The 19,291-nt window shown below is 66.6% G+C and carries 16 protein-coding genes; 11 read left to right on the forward strand and 5 right to left on the reverse strand.

Annotated elements, in window-relative coordinates; genetic code table 11:
* Nucleotides 1–20: 20 nt before the first annotated feature.
* Nucleotides 21–2,615, reverse strand: a complete 2,595-nt coding sequence (locus tag AC1DOM_RS08150; RefSeq protein WP_498962073.1) for a sensor domain-containing protein — start codon at nucleotides 2,613–2,615, stop codon at nucleotides 21–23.
* A gap of 204 nt (nucleotides 2,616–2,819) precedes the next feature.
* Nucleotides 2,820–4,910, reverse strand: coding sequence for a M13 family metallopeptidase (locus tag AC1DOM_RS08155; RefSeq protein WP_498962075.1), 2,091 nt, complete (start codon nucleotides 4,908–4,910; stop codon nucleotides 2,820–2,822).
* Nucleotides 4,911–5,109: 199 nt separating this feature from the next.
* Here AC1DOM_RS08155 and AC1DOM_RS08160 point away from each other — a divergent pair, with 199 nt between their 5' ends.
* The 5 genes from AC1DOM_RS08160 (at nucleotide 5,110) to AC1DOM_RS08180 (ending at nucleotide 9,876) form a co-directional block, all read left to right on the forward strand.
* Nucleotides 5,110–6,147 (forward strand): diguanylate cyclase, encoded by a 1,038-nt coding sequence (locus AC1DOM_RS08160; protein ID WP_498962077.1) that lies wholly within the window; start codon nucleotides 5,110–5,112, stop codon nucleotides 6,145–6,147.
* Nucleotides 6,148–6,170: 23 nt separating this feature from the next.
* Nucleotides 6,171–6,545, forward strand: coding sequence for a DUF2946 family protein (locus AC1DOM_RS08165; RefSeq protein ID WP_498962079.1), 375 nt, complete (start codon nucleotides 6,171–6,173; stop codon nucleotides 6,543–6,545).
* Between the two features lie 72 nt (nucleotides 6,546–6,617).
* Nucleotides 6,618–8,690, forward strand: a complete 2,073-nt coding sequence (locus tag AC1DOM_RS08170; protein ID WP_498962081.1) for a TonB-dependent receptor family protein — start codon at nucleotides 6,618–6,620, stop codon at nucleotides 8,688–8,690.
* A 97-nt stretch (nucleotides 8,691–8,787) separates the two neighbouring features.
* The gene (locus tag AC1DOM_RS08175) at nucleotides 8,788–9,150 is read left to right on the forward strand and encodes a hypothetical protein (RefSeq protein WP_498962083.1); all 363 of its coding nucleotides are present in this window, start codon (nucleotides 8,788–8,790) and stop codon (nucleotides 9,148–9,150) included.
* 9 nt (nucleotides 9,151–9,159) lie between these two features.
* A complete protein-coding gene (locus AC1DOM_RS08180; protein ID WP_498962085.1) occupies nucleotides 9,160–9,876 on the forward strand; it encodes a glycerophosphodiester phosphodiesterase in 717 nt (238 codons plus the stop codon).
* A gap of 3 nt (nucleotides 9,877–9,879) precedes the next feature.
* On the opposite strand, the gene AC1DOM_RS08185 is transcribed toward AC1DOM_RS08180, so the two are convergent.
* Nucleotides 9,880–10,263, reverse strand: a complete 384-nt coding sequence (locus AC1DOM_RS08185; RefSeq protein ID WP_498962087.1) for a hypothetical protein — start codon at nucleotides 10,261–10,263, stop codon at nucleotides 9,880–9,882.
* A 121-nt stretch (nucleotides 10,264–10,384) separates the two neighbouring features.
* Here AC1DOM_RS08185 and AC1DOM_RS08190 point away from each other — a divergent pair, with 121 nt between their 5' ends.
* From AC1DOM_RS08190 to AC1DOM_RS08200, 3 genes are all read left to right on the forward strand, one after another.
* Complete coding sequence (locus tag AC1DOM_RS08190; RefSeq protein ID WP_498962089.1) at nucleotides 10,385–10,906, forward strand: GNAT family N-acetyltransferase; 522 nt, start codon at nucleotides 10,385–10,387, stop codon at nucleotides 10,904–10,906.
* A gap of 14 nt (nucleotides 10,907–10,920) precedes the next feature.
* A complete protein-coding gene (msrA, locus tag AC1DOM_RS08195; protein ID WP_498962091.1) occupies nucleotides 10,921–11,421 on the forward strand; it encodes a peptide-methionine (S)-S-oxide reductase MsrA in 501 nt (166 codons plus the stop codon).
* 100 nt (nucleotides 11,422–11,521) lie between these two features.
* Entirely contained in the window at nucleotides 11,522–12,736 is a 1,215-nt protein-coding gene (locus AC1DOM_RS08200; protein ID WP_498962093.1) for an epoxide hydrolase family protein, read from the forward strand.
* Between the two features lie 3 nt (nucleotides 12,737–12,739).
* On the opposite strand, the gene AC1DOM_RS08205 is transcribed toward AC1DOM_RS08200, so the two are convergent.
* Nucleotides 12,740–13,834 (reverse strand): redoxin domain-containing protein, encoded by a 1,095-nt coding sequence (locus AC1DOM_RS08205; protein WP_498962095.1) that lies wholly within the window; start codon nucleotides 13,832–13,834, stop codon nucleotides 12,740–12,742.
* 109 nt (nucleotides 13,835–13,943) lie between these two features.
* On the opposite strand from AC1DOM_RS08205, the gene AC1DOM_RS08210 reads away from it, so the two are divergent.
* Together AC1DOM_RS08210 and AC1DOM_RS08215 are read left to right on the forward strand one after the other, a co-directional pair.
* Nucleotides 13,944–14,609 carry a response regulator transcription factor gene (locus AC1DOM_RS08210; RefSeq protein ID WP_498962097.1) on the forward strand — a complete coding sequence of 222 codons (666 nt, stop codon included), beginning with the start codon at nucleotides 13,944–13,946 and terminating at the stop codon, nucleotides 14,607–14,609.
* A 77-nt stretch (nucleotides 14,610–14,686) separates the two neighbouring features.
* Nucleotides 14,687–15,733: a TolB family protein gene (locus AC1DOM_RS08215; protein ID WP_498962099.1), complete on the forward strand. Its 1,047-nt coding sequence runs from the start codon at nucleotides 14,687–14,689 to the stop codon at nucleotides 15,731–15,733.
* Between the two features lie 57 nt (nucleotides 15,734–15,790).
* Here AC1DOM_RS08215 and AC1DOM_RS08220 read toward each other — a convergent pair whose 3' ends face one another.
* The gene (locus AC1DOM_RS08220; RefSeq protein WP_498962101.1) at nucleotides 15,791–16,933 is read right to left on the reverse strand and encodes a ScyD/ScyE family protein; all 1,143 of its coding nucleotides are present in this window, start codon (nucleotides 16,931–16,933) and stop codon (nucleotides 15,791–15,793) included.
* A gap of 162 nt (nucleotides 16,934–17,095) precedes the next feature.
* Here AC1DOM_RS08220 and AC1DOM_RS08225 point away from each other — a divergent pair, with 162 nt between their 5' ends.
* Entirely contained in the window at nucleotides 17,096–19,285 is a 2,190-nt protein-coding gene (locus AC1DOM_RS08225; RefSeq protein WP_498962103.1) for a hypothetical protein, read from the forward strand.
* Nucleotides 19,286–19,291 lie beyond the last annotated feature (6 nt).

The raw sequence follows: 19,291 nt of genomic DNA on the forward strand, positions 1-19,291 counted from the left end.
GCCTTTTTCTTGACGCAAGTTCAATCGAAAAACCGCGCGGTGAAGTCCTGTTCGGACATCGGCTTGCCGAGCAGATAGCCCTGCATCGCATCGCAGCGCAGCAGGCGCAGCAGCTTGGCCTGGTCCTCTTCCTCCACGCCTTCGGCGACGACCTGCAGCGACAGCGAGTGGGCGAGGGTGATGATGTTGGTCACCAGGCCCATCGTTTCGGGCGACTGCGTCAGCAGCGCGATGAAGCTGCGGTCGATCTTGATCTCGTCGGCCGGCAGGCGCGCCAGGTAATTGAGCGAGGAATAGCCCGTGCCGAAGTCGTCGATGGCGACACGGCATCCCAGTTCGCGCAAACGGTCCAGCAGGTGCGTGCTGCGGTCGACATCGTCCATCAACAGGCTTTCGGTGACTTCGATGTCGATCGCCTGTTCGGCCGAATGCGGGCCGAGGATGGCGGCGTAGGCTTCGAGGAAATCCGCGCTCCGCAATTCGCGCGCCGAAAGGTTCACCGCGATGCGGATGCTCGGATGATGTTGGCGCCAGCGCGCGGCGGTCGCGATCGCGCGCTTGAGCACCCAGCGCCCGACCGGCACGATCAATCCGGTTTCCTCGAGCACAGGAATGAAATCGGCGGGGCCGACGATCGCGCCATCCGGCAGGCGCCAGCGCAGCAGGGCTTCGGCGCCGAGCAGGCGTTGCGTCGCGGTGTTGAATTTCGGTTGGAACCACAGCGTGAACTGGTTGTCCTCGATCGCGTTGCGCAAATCGCGTTCGAGTTCGAGCCGGCGCGCCGCGCGGCCGCGCAGGTCTTCGGTGAAGGGCAGCACGCGCGCGCGACGCTTCTTCGCCTCGGCCAGTGCGGCCAGTGCGCTGCGTTCGAGCGATTCGCCGTCCTGGCCATGCAAGGGCGACAACGCGAGGCCCGCGGACATCGTCACGTACACCGATTCGCCGTCGACCACGACCGGTTGCTGGCTCAGTTCGTGCAGGAAGCGGTCCAGGCGCGCGGCGGCGGCCTGCAGGTCGTCGCGATCGGCGGGCCAGGCCACGGTGAACTTGTCGGATTCGGGATGCGCGACCAGTCCCGAGGGATCGATGCGCGCGAGCGACTGCCCGACCTGCTTCAACAGGGCATCGCCGTATTCGCGCCCGCGCGATTCGTTGATGCGCCCGATGCCCTGCACGTCGAGCACGGCGACGGCGAGCGGCCCCGATGCGCGCAGCATGCCGGGCAGGCGTTCGCGCAGTTCCGCGCGATTGGGCAGGCCCGTGACCGGATTGTGGTAAGCGAGGTATTCGAGCCGCTCGCTCTTGTCGAGGAATTCGGCGGCGTGCGCGATATCGCCCGCCAGTCGCGCGAGCAACTCAGTCTCTTCCTCGTCGGTGCGTTGCGCGAGCTCGGAGAACAACAGCATCACGCCCCAGGCCGGGTTCCCGAGCGGGAGCGCGATTTCCGAACACACGCCCGCGGCCTGCATGGTCTTGCGCAGGGGCTCGGGCAGGCGCGGATCGCCCAGGTCCTGGATCGCGACCGTGCGGCCTTCGCGCATCGCACGCACGCCGGGATACTCGGCGCGCTGGTGGCCTTCGTTCGCCAGCGAAATGGGGTTGTCGTGGGCGATCGTCGCCACCGCGTCGGGCGCGCCGCAACGCGCGACGAAGCGCAGATGGCCGTCGGCGCGTTCGACGATGAAGGCCGCGCGGAACCCGCCCTGTTCCACCGAGATTTCGCACGCGCGATCCAGGAGTTGCCGCCGGTCGGCGGCGCGCAGGACCTGCGCGCCGAATGCGCCGAGCACCGAGTGGATGCGCACGAGCTTGCGGATCTTCCGGTCCTGCGCGATGCGCTGCGTGTCGTCGCGATGCGTGCCGCGGAAGCCCAGCACGGTTACGCCGTCGTCGTGGACCGAACGCGCATTGCTGATCAGCACGCGTTCGCTACCGTCGCGATGCAGGAAGGTCATGTTGCGACGCCGCCAGCGGCCCGAGCCGACCAGGTATTGCGGGATCAGCGTCTCCACGGCGGCACGGGTCGCAGGCGCCATCAACGTGAGCATGTTGCGGCCGATCAATTCCTGCGCCGAATAACCGAGGATGTCGCGCACTGCATCGTTGCTGTAGACGATCACGCCCTCGCGGTCGATCTCCCAGATCCAGTCCAGGCTCGATTCGACGATGCTGCGGAAACGCTCCTCGCTCTCGCGTAGCGCCGCGGAGATGCGGACGCGTTCGGCGCGCTCGTCGGCGGCGCGGATCGCGCGGTCCATCGCCGACGGCAGGCGGCGCAGGTTGTCCTTCAACACATAGTCGTCGGCGCCGAACTTCAGTGCCTCGATCGCGTGTTCCTCGCCGATGGTTCCGGAGACGAACAGGAACGGCGTGTCGTGCGCGAGGTCCTTGGCGATCTTCAGCGCGTCCTGGCCGCTGAAGCCGGGCAGGGCGAAGTCGCTGAGGATGATGTCGGGCGTGGTTTGTGCAAGCGCCTTGCGCAACGCCGCGGCGTTCGTCACGCGGCGGTGCCGGATCGGCACGCCGAGATCGCGCATGGCGCGCAGGATCAGCTCGGCGTCGGCCGGCGAGTCCTCGACCATCAGGACTTCGAGCGGGCGCGTCCTCCGGTCCATCAGTCCGGCACCTGGTTGTTCCCCCGGCGCGCACCATCGCGATGCGTTGAAGCCACCTTCGTGCCTGCTGAGTCAACGCCGCGTGGAGCGAATGCGACTCAACGGGAGACCAACGGTCAACAAAGCCGGTTTTCGCTCACGCCAGAACAACGACGGGCCGCGCGAGGCGGCCCGTCGGTGTCGCATGCGTGAGGATCGCGCTTCTCAGTAAACCTGCACGCGCTTGTCGGGTGCGAGGTACATCTTGCCGTCCTTCACGTCGAAGGCCTGGTACCACGGATCCAGGTTGCGCACCGTCAGCGCGCGGTAACGCGCCGGCGAATGACCATCGCCGATGATCTGGGCGCGCAGCGCGGCATCGCGCGTCTTCGCACGCCAGGCCTGCGCGAAGGCGAGGAAGAAGCGCTGGTCGCCGGTCAGCCCATCGATCACCGGCGCTTCCTTGCCGTTGAGCGACTTGCGATACGCCGCATGCGCGGCGCTCAGGCCCGCGACGTCGGCGATGTTTTCGCCGAGCACCTGGTTGCCGTTCAGATGCACGCCCGGCAGCGGTTCGTACGCGTCGTACTGCGCGGCCAGTGCGGCGGCCGCCTTCTTGAAGTGGTCCATGTCTTCCTTGGTCCACCAGTTGCGCAGCGTGCCGTCGGCGTCGAACTCCGCGCCCGTGTTGTCGAAGCTGTGGCTGATCTCGTGCCCGATCACCGCGCCGATCGAACCATAGTTGGCGGCGGCGTCGGCCTTCGGCGAGAAGAACGGTGCCTCGAGGATCGCGGCGGGGAAGTTCAGCGCGTTCTGCAAGGGCAGGTTCACCGCGTTGACCGTCTGCGGCGTCATCCACCACTCGCGGCGATCCAGCGGCTTGCTGAGCTTGGAGAGCTGGTGCTGGTATTCGAACTTCTCCGCGCGCAGGTAGTTGCCCAGCGCATCATCGGGCTTGATCTCCAGCGAACCGAAATCGCGCCAGGTTTCCGGGTAGCCCACGGCCACCTGCATCTGCTTGACCTTGGTGCGCGCCTTTTCCTTCGTCGCCGGCTGCATCCAGTCCAGCTTGGTCAGGCGTTCGTCGAAGGCGGCGACGATGTTCTTCACCATGTCCTCGACCTGCGCCTTGGACGAGGCCGGGAAATATTCCTTGACGTACACCTGCCCGACCGCGTCGCCGAGCGCGTTGCTCGTCGAACCGATGCCGCGCTTCCAGCGATCGGTCTGCTTCTCGGTGCCCGACAACTGGCGGCCGTAGAAGTCGAACGCCGCTTCGGCATACGCCTGCGGCAGAAGGCCCGCGCCGTGGTTGATGGTGTGGAAGCGCAGGTAATCCTTCCAGGTCTGCAGCGGTTCGCTCTTCACCAGCGCGGAGAGCTTGGCGATCGCACCGGGCTGCCAGGCGAGCACGATCGGCTGGCCCGACAGGCCGGCCGCGTCGAAGAACGCCGTCCAGTCGATGCCCGGCGCGCGCTTGGCGTAATCGGCCATCGGCCAGGGGTTGTTGGCCTTGTGCACGTCGCCGCTTTCGACCACGTCGGCGTGCGCGTTGGCGATCTTCGTTTCCAGATCGAAGATGGCCTTCGCCTTGGCCTTCGCATCCGGCGTGCCGGAGGCGGTGAGGATTTTTTCGATGTAAGCCAGGTACGCGGTGCGCTTGTCGCCCATGTCCTTGGCGAGGTAGTACTCGCGGTTGGGCATGCCCAGGCCGCCCTGCATCAGGTAGGGCACCTGCGTGCCGGCCTTGTCGAGCGGTTGCGAGACGAAGACGCCGAACAGGTGTTCGGTATCGAAGTTGGTGGAGTTCAGCGGATCGGTGTCGGCGCGGACCTGGCCGCCGAGTGCGGCCGAAAGCGCCTTGGTATCGGCGATGGCATCGATGGCCTTCAGGTCCGGATCGATGGCCTGCAGGCCGCGCTTCTCGATCGTCGCCTCGTCCATGTAGGCGGCGTAGTAGTCGGCGATCTTGCGCGCGTCGCTCCCGGCGGCGGGGTTGGACTTGCCCGCGTTCTGGATCAGGTCGCGCGTGCGCTTTTCGGAGAGTTCGTAAACGTAGAAGCCGGTGCCGATGCTCGCGCGGTCGCCGGGGATTTCGGTCTTCTTGCGCCACGCACCGTTGGCGTATTCCTCGAAGTCGTCGCCCGGCTTGACCGACTTGTCGATGCCGGCAAGGTCGATGCCGATGGTGGGCGCCGCGTTCGCGGTGGCGGTGCTTGCCGATGCAGGTTGCGTGCCCGCCTTGTCGGCCGGCGGCTGCGCGTTGCAGCCGACGATCAGGGCGGTGGTCAGGATCCAGCCGATGCGGTGCTGCATGGGGCGGGGCTCTCCGGTCGAAGGGACGCCATCATGGCGCCCGAAGGCCGCAACGGCGCATATACCGAAGGTCATGGGGGCCGGCGATTTCCTGAATGCGCAAGGCGTGAAGGAAACCGCGACCTCACGCGAATGAACGTCACCTGACCTTTGCAGTAAGCCCCATACGCTGCGATACCCACAGCCCCTTCCCCCGACCGTGGACGTATCGCAAGACCCGCCGCAGGATGCGGCCACCGCGCGCCTTGAGCGCGAACTGAAGACCTGCCGGCAGCAAAGCCGGTTCGCGGTCGCGGCCTTGCGCGCGATTTCCGACGCGGTGGTGATCATCGACCTCGACGGGAAGATCACGCTGCTCAACCCGGTCGCCGCCCACCTCACCGGCTGGACCGAGCCCGAATCGCTCGAACGGCCGCTGGGCGACGTGGTGCGATTCGTGGATGAGCACGGCAATGGCATGGATCCGCTGTCGCCCGAATCGGATTGGCACTTCACGATGCTGCGCCGCCGCGACGGCCACGTGGTCCTGGTCGACGGCAATGTCTCGCCGATCATCGACGAGCAGCGCAAGGTGCTCGGCTCGGTGGTGACCTTCCGCAACGTCACCGCCGCCAAACGACTGACCGACGAGCTCACCCACCAGGCGCACCACGATCCGTTGACGGGCCTTCCCAACCGCCGCGCCTTCGAATCGCGCTTGCGCCGCGCCGTGCAGAGCGCGAAGGAAAACGGCTCGCGCCACGCGCTGCTGTACTTCGACCTGGATCACTTCAAGCCGGTGAACGACACCGCCGGCCACGCGGCCGGCGATGAACTGCTGCGCCAACTCGCCAAGCTGTTGCGCAGCCAGTTGCGCGAATCCGACGCGCTCGCCCGCCTGGGCGGCGATGAGTTCGCGATCCTGCTGGAGGATGCGGCGGCCGAGCAGGCCAGCTACGTCGCCGAAAAGGTGCGGCGTGCGATCGCCGCCTATCCCTTCGAATGGCAGGGCGAGGTGTTCCGCATCGGCGCGAGCATCGGGCAGCTGGAATTCGCCGACGCGAAGCTCAGCGCCTACGAATTGCTCTATCGCGCCGACGAGATGTGCTATCTCGCCAAGTCGCGCGGTCGCGATCGCATCGTCGCCTTCTCGCGCGAACGCAATCGCGGGCCGCAGGAGCCGATCCCGAAGGGCGTCTCCGCGCTGCGCAGCAATCGCCAGCGCATCCGCCGCCCGCGCTCGCCCGCGCACCCCTGAGCGCCGGTAGAATGCGCGCCGTGATGCGTGCGCCTGCCTTCCACCGCCTGATGCACCGCCTCGCGCTGGTGGCGACCTTCGCGTTGCTGCTGGTGCCGGTCGCCGGGCGCCTCCACCAGGCGCACCACGCGGCGCAGGCCCATCACGTCCACGCGATGTCGGCGATGGCCGGCGCGATGCACCACGAAGCGCCGAGCGTGCCGGCTGCGCCGCACCACGGCGACGGCGATTGCGATTACTGCCCGCTGCTGCAATCGATGGTGGGTGCCAAGGCGCCCGTGCTGGTGGGCGTGGCCGCGCTCGCGCCGGTTGCCCCGGCGCAGGTCGATGCGGCGGCGCCACCCCATTTCCGCCATCCCAACGGCCTGGGATCGCGCGGGCCGCCCGACTTCTCCTGACACCACGCAACCTTCGATCGCGCGTCCGCCACCGGCGGGATGCGCCGTTCTTGCTGCTCAGGAGAGCACCCGATGTCCGTTTCGTATTCCGCGCGACGCGCGGCGCCCCCTGGCGTCGCGCTCGCGTCCACGCTCCTGCTTGCCTGCGCACCGGCGCAGGCGGGCGAACCGGTCGTGCCGCAACGCACGCCCGAACAACTCGATGCCGTGACCGTGCTCGGCACGCGCCCGATCCGCACCGTCGACGATCTGTCCGCCGCACGCCGCAAGGCGAACGAACGCGCCGGCGGCACCGCGGTGATCGACGGAGAGTCCTATCGCGACCGACGCGCCGGCACGCTCGTCGACGCACTGGGCTTCGCGCCCGGCGTGTTCGTGCAACCGCGTTTCGGCGCCGATGAAGCGCGCGTCTCGATCCGCGGCTCGGGCCTGCAGCGCACCTTCCATGGCCGCGGCCTGGTGGTGTTGCAGGACGGCACGCCGATCAACCTGGCCGACGGCAGTTTCGACATGCAGGCCATCGAACCGCTCGCCGCGCGCTACATCACCGTCTATCGCGGCGGGAATGCGCTCGAATACGGCGCGGCGACGCTCGGCGGCGCGATCGATTTCGTTTCGCCGACCGGCTACGACGCCGCGCCTTTCACCGCGCGCGCCGAAGCCGGTGCATTCGACTTCCGTCGCGGCCAACTCGCCGCGGCGGGCGTCGACGGCCGCGCCGACGGTTACGCGACGCTGACCGGCACCTCGCAGGACGGCTATCGCGAACACGCGGTGCAGGAAACCTATCGGTTCTTCGGCAACGCCGGTTACCGGTTCAGCGACACGCTCGATGGTCGCCTGTATTTCACCAAGGTCGATACGCGCTCGCAGTTGCCCGGCAACCTGACCTTCGCCGAATACGAACGCGACCCCACGCTGGCCGCACCGGCCAACGTGGCGATGGACCAGCGGCGCGACTTCACCCTCGAACGCCTCGCCGGCAAGCTGGCCTGGTCGCCGGATGCGGACGACCAGGTCGCGTTGTCGCTGTCGGTGGCCGACAAGCGATTGCACCATCCGATCTTCCAGGTGCTCGAACAGGACTCGCGCGACGTGGGCGTCGACCTGCGCTGGCGGCATGCGTCGGATTGGGGCGGACATGCGGCGACGCTGATCGCCGGGGTGCGGACGGTCAATGGATCGCTGCAGGACGATCGCTTCGTCAATGTCGCGGGAAGCGCGGGCGCGCCGACGAATGCGTTCGACCAGCATGCACGCGACAGCGTTGCGTATGTCGAACAGCAGCTGGCCATCGATCAACGTTGGATCGTCTCGCTTGGCGCGCAAGGCTTGCACGCGGTGCGCCGTTCGAACGACCAGTTGATCACCGGCGGGCGCGACGAGAGTTTCGAGGCGACGTACTCGGGCGTGAGCCCGAAGCTCGGCGTGCGTGCGCAGTTGAACGCGCATGCGCAGGTCTTCGCGAACATCAGCCGCAGCCTGGAGCCGCCGAGTTTCGGCGAGCTCACTGGCGGACCGGGTGTCACGCAGGTCGACATGCAGAAGGCGACGACGCTGGAAGTCGGCACGCGCCTGCAGCAGGCGCAAGGTTGGCTGGACGTGGCGCTGTATCGGGCACGCGTCGACGACGAGTTGCTCGCGCTCAACGATGCCAACGGCAATCCGCTCGGCACGACCAACGCCGATCGCACCCTGCACCAGGGCATCGAATTGGGCGGCGCATGGGATTGGACGTCGCGCTGGCGCACGAGCCTGCAGTATCTGTTCAACGACTTCCGCTTCGACAATGATCCGCGCTACGGCGACAACGCGCTGGCCGGCGTGCCGCGCCAGCAGGTGCGCGCGGAAGTGCGCTATGCGCCGGTCGCGCGTTTCCACATCGTGCCGGGCGTGGAATGGAACGACGCGACGTGGATCGATCATGCCAATTCGTTGCGTGCGAAAGGCGCGACGGTCTGGAACCTGCGCATCGGCGGCGACCTCGGCGCGCGTTGGACCTGGTTCGCCGACCTGCGCAACGTGTTCGACAAACGTTGGATCGCCGGCACGAACGTGATCGCCGATGCGCGCGGTATCGATGGGCGCCATGTGTTGCCGGGCGATGGGCGTGGCTTGTACGCGGGCGTCGAGCTGCGGCTCTGACATCGCGGTCGCTCACGTCCGCACGCGGGATCGGCCGTGCACGGAAGGGGAGGTTCTCCTCTTTCGCTGCACGCCGCATCCTGCGTAACGTGGGTCCATGGTCGACGGCATCGACGGCGGATTCGCCGAACTGACACGTTGGTTGGACGACGACGCGGCGCGCACGCGCCGCATCCTGGCGGCATTCCATCGCACGACGGTGCGCGAACTGCTTGCCCTGGAACATGCCGCCGCCGGCGGCGAATGGGCCGAGGTGCGTCGCCTGGCCGGTCGGATTTCGATGGGCTGCGTGCATATCGGCGAAGGCCGCGCGGCTTCGTGCCTGGCGCCGTTGCTGGAAGCGCAGCACGACTTCAGCCTCAAGGCGCTGTACTTCGCGTGGTACGCACCAAGGCGCGGTGGCCTGCTGCGCCTGGTGGACCGAGCGGCGTCGGTGGCGATGGGAGAAGCGTTCGCCTAGTCTGGCGCGATGGAAACGCTGCCTTCGCTGGATGCCGCAAACCCGCATGCGCCGCTGTGGATCGCCCATCGCGGGGCGGCGGCACTCGCGCCGGAAAACACACTCGAAGCGTATCGCGCCGCCTGGGCGAGCGGCTTGCGCGTGCTCGAGCAGGACGTGCGCGTGCTGGCCGACGACACGCTGGTGGTGATCCACGATGCGACGGTGGACCGCACGACGCTGGGCAACGGGCAGGTCGCGCAATTCGATGTCGCGACGTTTCGTCGATTGCGCGCGCGCCCGTTTCCCGGGTTTGCGTCGACCGTCGCGCCGCCCTTGTTCGCGGACGTACTCACTGAATTCCGCGGCCGCGCGGTCTTCGTGCCCGAAGCCAAGGCGCCGGGCAGTGGCGCGGCCTTGGTCGAAGCGTTGCAGGACGCGTCGATTCCGCCGACGCAGGCGCTCGTGCAAGCCTTCGCACTCGAGGATCTGTTACCGGCGGTCGCTGCCGGCTATCCGGCGATGTTCCTCACCGCACGCGACGACGGGCTGCAAGCCGCGCGCGATGCGGGCGTGCGTTGGGCGGGCCTGGATCGGCGCGCGGATCCTGCGGTATTCGATGCATGGCGCGACGCAGGCTTTCGCGTGGTGGCCTATACGGTCAACGATCGCGCCGAACGCGATCGGCTGCTGGCGCTCGGCGTGTGCGGCTTCTTCTCCGACGATCCGATCGCGGTGATGGCCTGAGCCTCACTCCTTGTCGGGACTGATCCGCAGGCCCGTCGTGTTGCGCTGGATGACGACTTGGAAATCCGGCGTGCCGCGCCGCGCCTTCACCAGCACGTCTTCGCCGTCGTCGACTTCGGACTTGTACATTGCGTCGCCGAACTGCTTGCGGATCGCCTCGACCACCATCTTCGCGGCGCGGTTTTCGCCCGTGCCCTTCGGGATCGCGACGATCACGTGCGTCGCTTCGGCGCCCTTCGGCGTGAGCACGAGTTCGATTTCCCCATCGGCATTCGCGCTGCCGCTGAATTGCAGGCGCCATTTGTTCGACTCGGAGGCCGCCGCGGGGAGGGCGAGGGCGAGCGCGAAGACGGCGGCCAGCGTGCGGAGACGGAGCGAGGTGTCCATGGCCACGGTTTCGCAGCGGAGGGGTGATCATCTGGGAACAGCCGCGGTTAAGCCGGCGTGACCGGAGCGGGCCGGCGCCCGTGCTGGCAGAATCGACGGGACCCTGGGGAGAGCGCGGCACGTGAACATCGAAGTCCGGGATGCCCGCCAAAGCGATTGCACCGCGATCGCAGCCTTGTACAACCATTACGTCGCCATGCCCGCCGTGACGTTCGAATTCGATCCGGTGGCGCCCGGGGAGATCGCGCGGCGCATCGGCGACGTGCAGGGGGCCGAACTTCCGTGGCTCGTTGCGCTGCACGGCGAAGACCTCGTCGCTTACGCGTACGCCATGCCGTGGAAGGGCAGCCGCAAGGCCTATCGTTTTTCGGTGGAGTCGACCGTGTACGTCGACGCCGCGCGCGCGGGGCAGGGCATCGGCGTGGTGGTGTATTCGGCGCTGATCGAGGCCTTGCGAGCGCGCGGGATCCATGCGGTCATCGGCGGCATCCTGCTGCCCAATCCCGCCAGCATCGCGCTGCACGAGCGCCTGGGGTTCCGAAAGGTCGCCCAGTTCGACGAGGTCGGTTTCAAGCAGGGCGCCTGGCTCGACGTCGGGTATTGGCAATTGTTGTTGGGACCCCCATCTAACGCCGGCACCTGATGGAGGAATGCAACATGACCACCGAAACCGCGATCCTGGCAGGCGGCTGCTTCTGGGGAATGCAGGATCTGATCCGGCGCCAGCCGGGCATCGTGAGCACGCGCGTGGGTTACAGCGGCGGCGACGTGCCCAACGCCACCTACCGCAACCACGGCACGCATGCCGAGGCCATCGAGATCACCTTCGATCCCGAAAAGACGAGCTATCGCAACATCCTGGAGTTCTTCTTCCAGATCCACGACCCGAGCACGATGAACCGGCAGGGCAACGATGTCGGCAGCAGCTATCGGTCGGCGATCTTCTATCGCGACGCGCAGCAGAAGGCGGTCGCCGAAGACACCATCGCCGACGTCGACGCCTCGGGCCTGTGGCCCGGCAAGGTGGTCACCGAAGTGTCACAGGCCGGCCCGTTCTGGGAAGCCGAACCCGAGCACCAGGATTACCTGCAGCACTATCCGACCGGCTACACCTGCCACGTCATCCGCCCGGAGTGGAAGTTGCCCAAGCGCGCATGAAGCGGCGGCGCTTACGCCCGCCCGATACCAAAGTGCAATCGCCCGCGCGCAACGACTCTGCTGTGATCGATGGACTTTCCCCCACGAAAGGTCCCGTGTCATGGCACAGCATGCTGAAACCACGAATGCCGGTTCGCCCACCGGCATCCGCCCCTTCCATTTCAAGGCATCGGATACCGACCTTGCCGACCTGAAGCGCCGTATCAAATCCACGCGCTGGCCGGAGAAGGAAACCGTCGACGACGACACGCAGGGCGTGCAACTGGCGACGATGCAGGCGCTGGCGAAGTATTGGGCCGATAGCTACGACTGGCGCAAGATCGAAGCGCGGCTGGATGCGTTCCCGCAATTCATCACCAACATCGACGGGCTCGACATCCACTTCATCCACGTCAAGTCCAAGCATGCCAACGCGCTGCCGATCATCATCACGCACGGTTGGCCGGGCTCGATCGTCGAACAGATCAAGATCATCGAGCCGCTGACCGATCCGACCGCGCACGGCGGTTCTGCCGACGATGCGTTCCACGTCGTGATTCCCTCGATCCCCGGCTACGGCTTCTCCGAACGGCCGAGCAAGGCCGGCTGGGATCCGGCGCACATCGCGATGGCCTGGGACGTGTTGATGAAGCGCCTGGGCTACGACAAGTACGTTGCGCAAGGCGGCGATTGGGGCGCGCTGATCACCGACTTCATGGGCGCGCAAGCGCCGGCGGGTTTGCTCGGCATCCACTCGAACATGCCCGGCATCCTGCCGCCCGAGATTTCAGGCGCGCTCGCGACCGGCGGTGCGCCGCCGGCGAACATGTCCGAAGACGAACAGGCGGCATGGGACCGCTTGCACTTCATGTACACCAAGGGCATCGGCTATGCCTTCCAGATGGGCCTGCGGCCGCAGACCCTGTATGGACAAGCCGATTCGCCCATCGGCCTGGCCGCGTATTTCCTCGACCACGACCAACGCAGTTATCGCCTGATCGCGCGCGTGTTCGACGGGCAGAGCGAAGGCTTGAGCCGCGACGACATCCTGGACAACATCACGATCACCTGGCTGACGAACACCTTCGTGTCGGGTGCGAAGCTCTACTGGGAAAACAAGTCCGGCTTCTTCGACATCAAGAACGTCAAGGTGCCCACCGCCATCACCGTGTTCCCCGACGAGTTGTATCCCACGCCGCGCAGCTGGGCGGAGAAGGCGTATCCGAAACTGATCCATTACAACCGCGTGCCGAAGGGCGGGCATTTCGCCGCCTGGGAACAACCGCAATCCTTCGTCGAGGAAGTGCGTGCGGGCCTGCGTTCGCTGCGGACCTAGCCTTCAGCCGAAGGTAAAGGAGAACACCGCGACGCCCCGGTCGAAGAACAGGATCTCCACGGTCCTGTCTTCGATCGCTGCGCTTTGCCGGATCAATTGATACATGCGGTATTCGGACACGGTGCCGGCGCCATCGGCATCGATGTCCGTGCCGTGCGCGTCGCCGGGCGGTTTGCCGTCGATGGTCACGCGGATGCGCACCGGGCCTTCCATCGCCGAGCCCATCACCGCGTGCACGTCGCGTGCGTGGAAGCGGAACTGCACGCTGTCCTTGCCGGCATTGGAGCGCGCGGCGTCGTCGTCCATGGTCCAGTCGCCGATGAGCGCCCATTGGTTCTGCTGCAGGCGCGCAGGCGCGGTGTACACGTGGCGCCGCGACGCGACGATCCCGCCGGGCGATGCGAAGCGCTCGGTGCGCGTGGCGCTGGCGTAGGTTTCCGGCGTTCGCAGGTTCGGCCAATCCGCGGCCGCTTCGGCGCCTTTCCCGATGCTGGGCGTGATCGGCGGGAGGCTCTTCGCGCCCGCTTCCTTCAGCAGGTCGCGCAGGACGCCTTCGGCCTTGTCGTAATCGGTTTCGCCGAATTGCGTATGCCGGATGCGGCCGAGCGCGTCGATGAAATACAGCGCGGGCCAGTACTGGTTGTCGAAGGCGTTCCAGATCGCGTGGCGGCTGTCGATCGCGACCGGATAGGGCAGGTCCAGCGCGGCGGTGAAGTGCTTGACGCGCGCAGGATCCTGTTCGAATTCGAATTCCGGCGAATGCACGCCGATGACGACCAGGCCTGCGTCCTTGTACTTCGTGGCCCAGGTGCGCAGCCACGGCGCCGTGCGCATCCAGTTGATGCAGGTATACGTCCAGAAATCGACGAGCACCACTTTGCCGCGCAAGGCTCGCACGTCGAGCGGCGGCGAGTTGATCCAGCCGGTTGCACCATCGAGCGGAGGCATCGTGCGTTCGAAAACCGAGGGCAGGGTGGGCGAACGGCCGCTGCCTTCGCACGAGGCGCCGGAGAGCGCGACGGCCAGAGCGGCCACGGTGGAGGCGAGCAGCGCGCGGAACATCTTCATGACATCGCAGAAACTCAGCACGATGCGCACGCCTTGTCGATTGGACGAACGTATCGGCCGCCGACTTGGCACGAAAATAGATGTGCACACATCGCCCATTGCGGTCATCCTCTCGCTACCGTGCGTCTCCGGGTGACCGATGTCGCAACAGACCGACTGTGACCAGCGCGACTGCGCGGTCGTGCATGTGGTGGATGGCGATGCCGCCGCGCGCGAGTGTCTGTCTGCATGGATCCGTGCGATGGGTTGGCGGGCCGAGTGCTTCGGCACGGCCCGGGATTTCCTCGCACGCCCGCGATCGCCCGCGCCTGGTTGCCTGTTGCTGGAGCTGGCCTTGCCCGACATCGATGGCCTGGCGCTGCAGGGCTACATCGCCCACGAGCGCACGACGCTGCCGATCATCTTCATCACCTCCCACGGCGACGTCCCCACCAGTGTGCGTGCGATGAAAGCCGGTGCGTTCGAGTTCATGCTCAAGCCCCTCGCGAGGGAGACGCTGCTTCCCGTCGTCGGCGACGCGATCGCGTCCAGCAAGCAGGCGATGCAGCGGGCCGCGGTCGCGCATGCATTGGGCGTTCGCTACGCGACACTCACGCCCCGCGAGCGCGACGTGCTGCGCGGCGTGGCAACGGGCCTGCTGAACAAACAGGTCGCCGCCGAACTCGGCATCAGCGAAATCACGGTCAAGGCGCATCGTGGTCGCGTGATGCGCAAGATGCAGGCGCATTCATTGGCCGAACTGGTGGGCCTGGTGGGTGCGCTGGGCACGGGCAACACGACAATACGAACATCGGTCACCCGGTGAATTTCGCGCACTTTTGACCGTGTGCATCCGCGGGACGCGTGCTTCCTCCTTGCAGGGATCACAGAGGGAGTCGCGCCATGCGCCGTTCAACTTTCGCAATCGTTGCCGCTTTGTTTTCGCTCGCCATCGTCGAGCCTTGCGCCGCGCAGAGCCGCGTGGCCTTCCTGAGGTGGGTTTACAACGGCGATGGATCGCTCAACTCGTCCACGCTCTACCGCGTCAATGCCGATGGCACGGGGTTGATGCAACTGGCGCCGACGAGCCCGAATGTCTATCGCTTCGACCCGCGGTGGTCGCCATCGGGGAACACGATCGTCTACCAATCCTCGACGGGAAGCGCCAACCCGAAGCTCTGGCGCATGACGGCGACCGGCGGTAGCCGCACGCAGATCACGACCGGCACGAGCTATCACTCGCTTCCCTCGTGGCGTCCCGACGGCGGCATGATCGCCTTCACCACGCAGGCGACACCGGGCGCTTCGTGCCTGGCCCTCGTGCGGCCCGACGGCACGGGGCAACGCAATCTCTACTGCCCGACGCCGTCGACGGTGTATTTCAACGTACGCCCGGTGTGGTCGGCCGACGGCACGCGCCTGTTCGTTTCCACATGGCGACGCGGGACCGGGCTCGAGCCGCCGTACTACATGAACGCGTACAGCATCAACGTGAGCACGGGCACGCGCACGCTGCTGACCTCGGGCATGTTCGAAGACGGCTATCGCCTGCTGATCAATCCCGCGGGCACACAAGGCCTGCTGGACGATGGTCGCGAGATCTCGTCGATCAACTTCGCCACCGACGCGATCGTGCCGCGTGCCGAAGGCACCAACCCGGTCTGGTCGCAGGGCGGGTCGCGCTTCGCTTACCAGAAGACGCAGTTCAGCGGCACCGACATGTACACGCACGTGTGGATCATGAGCGCCGATGGCACGAGCGATACAGAGATTCCGATGCCGATCGCCGATGGCCTGGAGTACTTCCCAGTGGAGTTCTCCAACGATGCGACGCGCCTGCTGACGGACCGCAGCAACGCCAGTGGCGTCGCGATGCGGTTGTTCAACGTCGCCAGCGGGACCTGGGTGTCGCTGCCGGTCGGCAGTGCGAACGACTGGTTCCAACCCTAGTGCATGCATCGACGACAAGGCCCGCGCGATGCGGGCCTTGCGTTGTCCGGCATGCGATCAAAGGTCGATGCGCAATACTTCGCCCACGCCCGGCAACGGCGGCCCGAAGCCGACGTGCGAGACGTAGAGGTTGCCGTCCGGTCCCATCGTCATCGCCGTCGGCAGGGTCAGGCCGCTGACGATCGTTTCCGGGCCACCGCCGGGGCGGATCCGGACGATGCTGCCCGCGCCGGGCGTCGGGCCCGGATTGCCCGTGGTGTTCTGCAGGATGTAGAGATTGTCGCGCGAATCGAACGCGAGGCCGAGGATGGTCGTCCCTTGCGCGACCACTTGCAGGCGCGTTGGATTCGACAACAGCCGCCACACGCGCGAAGACCCATCGACGATCGGGAACGTGCCGAGGTTGCCGATGTAGAAGTTCGCGCCGTGATGCGCGAGCGCCGTCGGCACGGCGTGCCCCACGCGCGCGGAGATGTCGATGACGCGCTGGATCGCACCGGTCGTTGGCGAGACGCGCACGAGTTCGCCATGGTTGGGTTCCACCGCATACAACCAGCCGCCGTTGGCGACCATGCTGTACCACGTGCCGTCGGGTTCGAAATCGTCTTCCTCGACGACCGCGGTGGGATGCGTTTTCTGATACGCGCTGAGGTTGGCGACGAGCGTGGGCGTGCCGCCTGCACCGATGCGCACGATGGCGTTGTCGCGATTGGGCACGCCATGCGAACAACCGCCGCCACCGATCAATGCATACAGGCGACCGTTGACGAATGCGACATCGGCTGCACCGCTGACGAGCGAGCCGAGGTCCGGACTCGTCGTGCTGGTGGGCAGGTTGGTGGTCACCGTGGTGCGATGGCCGCTGCTGTCGATGCGGGAAATGCGCCCGCCCGTGCTGCTGCCCAGGTACGGACCGACCGGTGGCACGACCTGCGTGCATTGCTTCGCCGTCGTCGAATGGCTGCCACCGATGCCGCCCTCGGCGACATAGAGATTGCCGTCGGGGCCGAACTTCAAGCCGCGCGGATTGTTGAGCCCTGTGGCGAAGACGGACACGCCGACCGGCTGCGCCGCTTCGACGCGCACCAATTCAGCGGCGCGCAACAACGGATCTCTCGCCTGGCCGGCGCTTGCGGTGAATGTGGCGACTGCGATTGCCATCGCAAGCACGCAGACGCGCACGGAAGAGCTGTGCTTCATGGGGGAATCTCCTGGGCGGAAGCAGTCCGCACAAGACTCAACGCGAACGCGATGCACATCGGACAGGGGACACCCGAGCGCGGCGCAAACGCGTCTGGCCGATCCGATGGAACGCGCTCGTTGATAGCCACACGGCAATCCGTCGCGCGACAGGCTTCCACCGTGCCCACATCATTGCTCGAACAGATCGCAACCGGCCTTCGCCGCGGCTGGCAGGAGTCGTTCGTCGAACGCTATCGCCTGTGGGAAGCGCGCGTGGTCGGGATCGAAGTGACACAGTCCATCCAGCATTACAGGGCGGCCGAGCACCTGACCGATCCGGCCGACCGCGGCATGGACAACTCGGTGCAACTGGCGGCCTACAAGGCGGCGTGGGTGCGCGTGTACGTTCGGTCCGGACTGCTCAGTTCGATCGCGAACGTCACCGGCACGCTGGAGCTCGCACGCCGCGATTATTCCAACGCGTACGCGGTGATCGATACCTATGCGCCGCAAGGGGGAAGCATCACCGCCCAACAGTCGCTTGCGTACAAGACCGAACGCGGACAGCGGTTTCGCACGCTCAACTTCGTGATCCCCGCCAGCGAATTCCACGGCACGTTGCGGCTGACTGCGCGCCTGACCGGATACACCGACGGCGACGCGGCCGTCGACGTCACCGCGCGATTGGTCCAGACCCTGCGCGTGCGCGCGATGTTGATCGCCTACGACGGCCCGAGCACATCGGGTCCGGGAACTCCCGCCATGCCCGTGACGCAACTGACGCTTGCGCGGCCGACGCTCGCCGACCTGCAATCCACCGCGTCCACTGCATTTGCGGCCATGCCGGTGCAGGCGACCGGTTCGTTCGCGTTGTGTTCGAACATGAATTGGTTTTCGCCCCTGGACGACCCACGCACGGGCGCCGGCGAGTGTTCCGTCAACTGGAATGCATTGCTGTGGTGGCTCTCGAAGCTGCGCGACAACGATGGCAATCGCAACGACGTCGTGTATTACGGACTGTTGCCGACCGGCATGCCGCTGGGCGTTCCCGGATGTGGCGACGCGGGGCTGGGCGCGGGTGCGTCGGGCAACCTGATGACCTTCCTCCACGAGATCGGCCACGGTTACGGTTTCCAACACACGCCCTGCGGCGCAGCCGGCGACACCGATCCGGACTATCCGCGTTACGAGCCCTATCCGGTCGCCTCGATCGGCGAATACGGCCTGGACATCCGCAACGGTGCGATCTTCGATCCGGCGACGACTTACGACTATATGTGCTACTGCAATCCGCGCTGGATGTCCCTGTACCAACTCGAACGCCTGGTCCAGCATGAACGCCTGGATCCGCGTTGGCTGCCCGATCGCACCGTCTTCGACGACCACCCGCACCAGCGACCGTACGATCTCGAACATACCTGGTGGCCGGATCCGCCGTGGTTGCGGGAGAACCCGGAGCAGCGCATGAATCCCGTCATTTCCATCCAGGGGCTCGTGCACGAAGACGGCCGCATCGAGGTGCAGTCGGTGGCGCGCATCGGCGTCGTCGCGCCGGCGCAGGGCACGCCGACGCAGTGGACGGCGCAATTGATCGACGAGCGCGGCGGGGTGTTGTCGCGAGCGATGCTCCTGCGTCGTGAACACCGGGGCGGGAACTGTTGCGGATGCGCCGATGCCCATCGCAATCCGGACGCACCGCCGTTCGCGTTCCGCGCCTACGTGCCCGATGTCGCGCCCGGTGCGAGCCTGCGCATCGAAGGCCCCGACAAACAAAGCTGGCGCCGCGACGCAACGGGCCATCCACCGCGTTTCGCCGAAGCGTCCGCGCGCCTGCTCGACGAGGGATCGATCGCGCTGGAATGGCGCGTTGAACCCGGCGACGTCCAGGACGTGTGGCTGCAATGGCGCCGCGACCGCGACGATGCGTGGCACGGCCTGGCCGTGGGCCTGCAGGACAATCGCGCAGCCATTCCCCTCGACGGATTGCCCGCGGGCGAAATCGAACTGCGCATGATCGCCCACGATGGATTCTTTTCCGCGCAGTCCGATCCGCTGCGCGTCGCACTGCCCGAACGCGAGCCGATCGTCGCGATCGTGAGCCCGCCGCCGGACACGGTCGTGCGTGTCGGGACGCCGATGCAATTGCAGGGCAACATCACCGACAGTGCCGGCCAGCCCCTGCCGGGCGAGCGACTGCAGTGGTGGCTGGATGGCGTGCCGATCGGCCGCGATCGCGAGCGTTGGTTGACGGCGCCCGCGGCGGGGAAGCACGAATTGTTGCTGCAGGCGGAGTGGGCGTCGGGCGTGGTGCGTCGGACGATGGCCTTCACTTGCGAGCGTGAGCCGCGCTATCTCGATGGTGCGGGATGAAAGCAA

Source organism: Lysobacter sp. P5_B12 (assembly GCF_056400425.1).

What these genes read in the sequence shown, in the direction of transcription:
- AC1DOM_RS08180 (WP_498962085.1), top strand. Translation starts at nt 9,160, where the DNA reads ATGGAAACGCTGCCTTCGCTGGATGCCGCAAACCCGCATGCGCCGCTG.
- AC1DOM_RS08215 (WP_498962099.1), top strand. Translation starts at nt 14,687, where the DNA reads ATGCGCCGTTCAACTTTCGCAATCGTTGCCGCTTTGTTTTCGCTCGCC.
- AC1DOM_RS08210 (WP_498962097.1), top strand. Translation starts at nt 13,944, where the DNA reads ATGTCGCAACAGACCGACTGTGACCAGCGCGACTGCGCGGTCGTGCAT.
- msrA (WP_498962091.1), top strand. Translation starts at nt 10,921, where the DNA reads ATGACCACCGAAACCGCGATCCTGGCAGGCGGCTGCTTCTGGGGAATG.
- AC1DOM_RS08155 (WP_498962075.1), bottom strand. Translation starts at nt 4,910, where the DNA reads ATGCAGCACCGCATCGGCTGGATCCTGACCACCGCCCTGATCGTCGGC.
- AC1DOM_RS08220 (WP_498962101.1), bottom strand. Translation starts at nt 16,933, where the DNA reads ATGAAGCACAGCTCTTCCGTGCGCGTCTGCGTGCTTGCGATGGCAATC.
- AC1DOM_RS08185 (WP_498962087.1), bottom strand. Translation starts at nt 10,263, where the DNA reads ATGGACACCTCGCTCCGTCTCCGCACGCTGGCCGCCGTCTTCGCGCTC.
- AC1DOM_RS08170 (WP_498962081.1), top strand. Translation starts at nt 6,618, where the DNA reads ATGTCCGTTTCGTATTCCGCGCGACGCGCGGCGCCCCCTGGCGTCGCG.
- AC1DOM_RS08175 (WP_498962083.1), top strand. Translation starts at nt 8,788, where the DNA reads ATGGTCGACGGCATCGACGGCGGATTCGCCGAACTGACACGTTGGTTG.
- AC1DOM_RS08200 (WP_498962093.1), top strand. Translation starts at nt 11,522, where the DNA reads ATGGCACAGCATGCTGAAACCACGAATGCCGGTTCGCCCACCGGCATC.
- AC1DOM_RS08150 (WP_498962073.1), bottom strand. Translation starts at nt 2,615, where the DNA reads ATGGACCGGAGGACGCGCCCGCTCGAAGTCCTGATGGTCGAGGACTCG.
- AC1DOM_RS08165 (WP_498962079.1), top strand. Translation starts at nt 6,171, where the DNA reads ATGCGTGCGCCTGCCTTCCACCGCCTGATGCACCGCCTCGCGCTGGTG.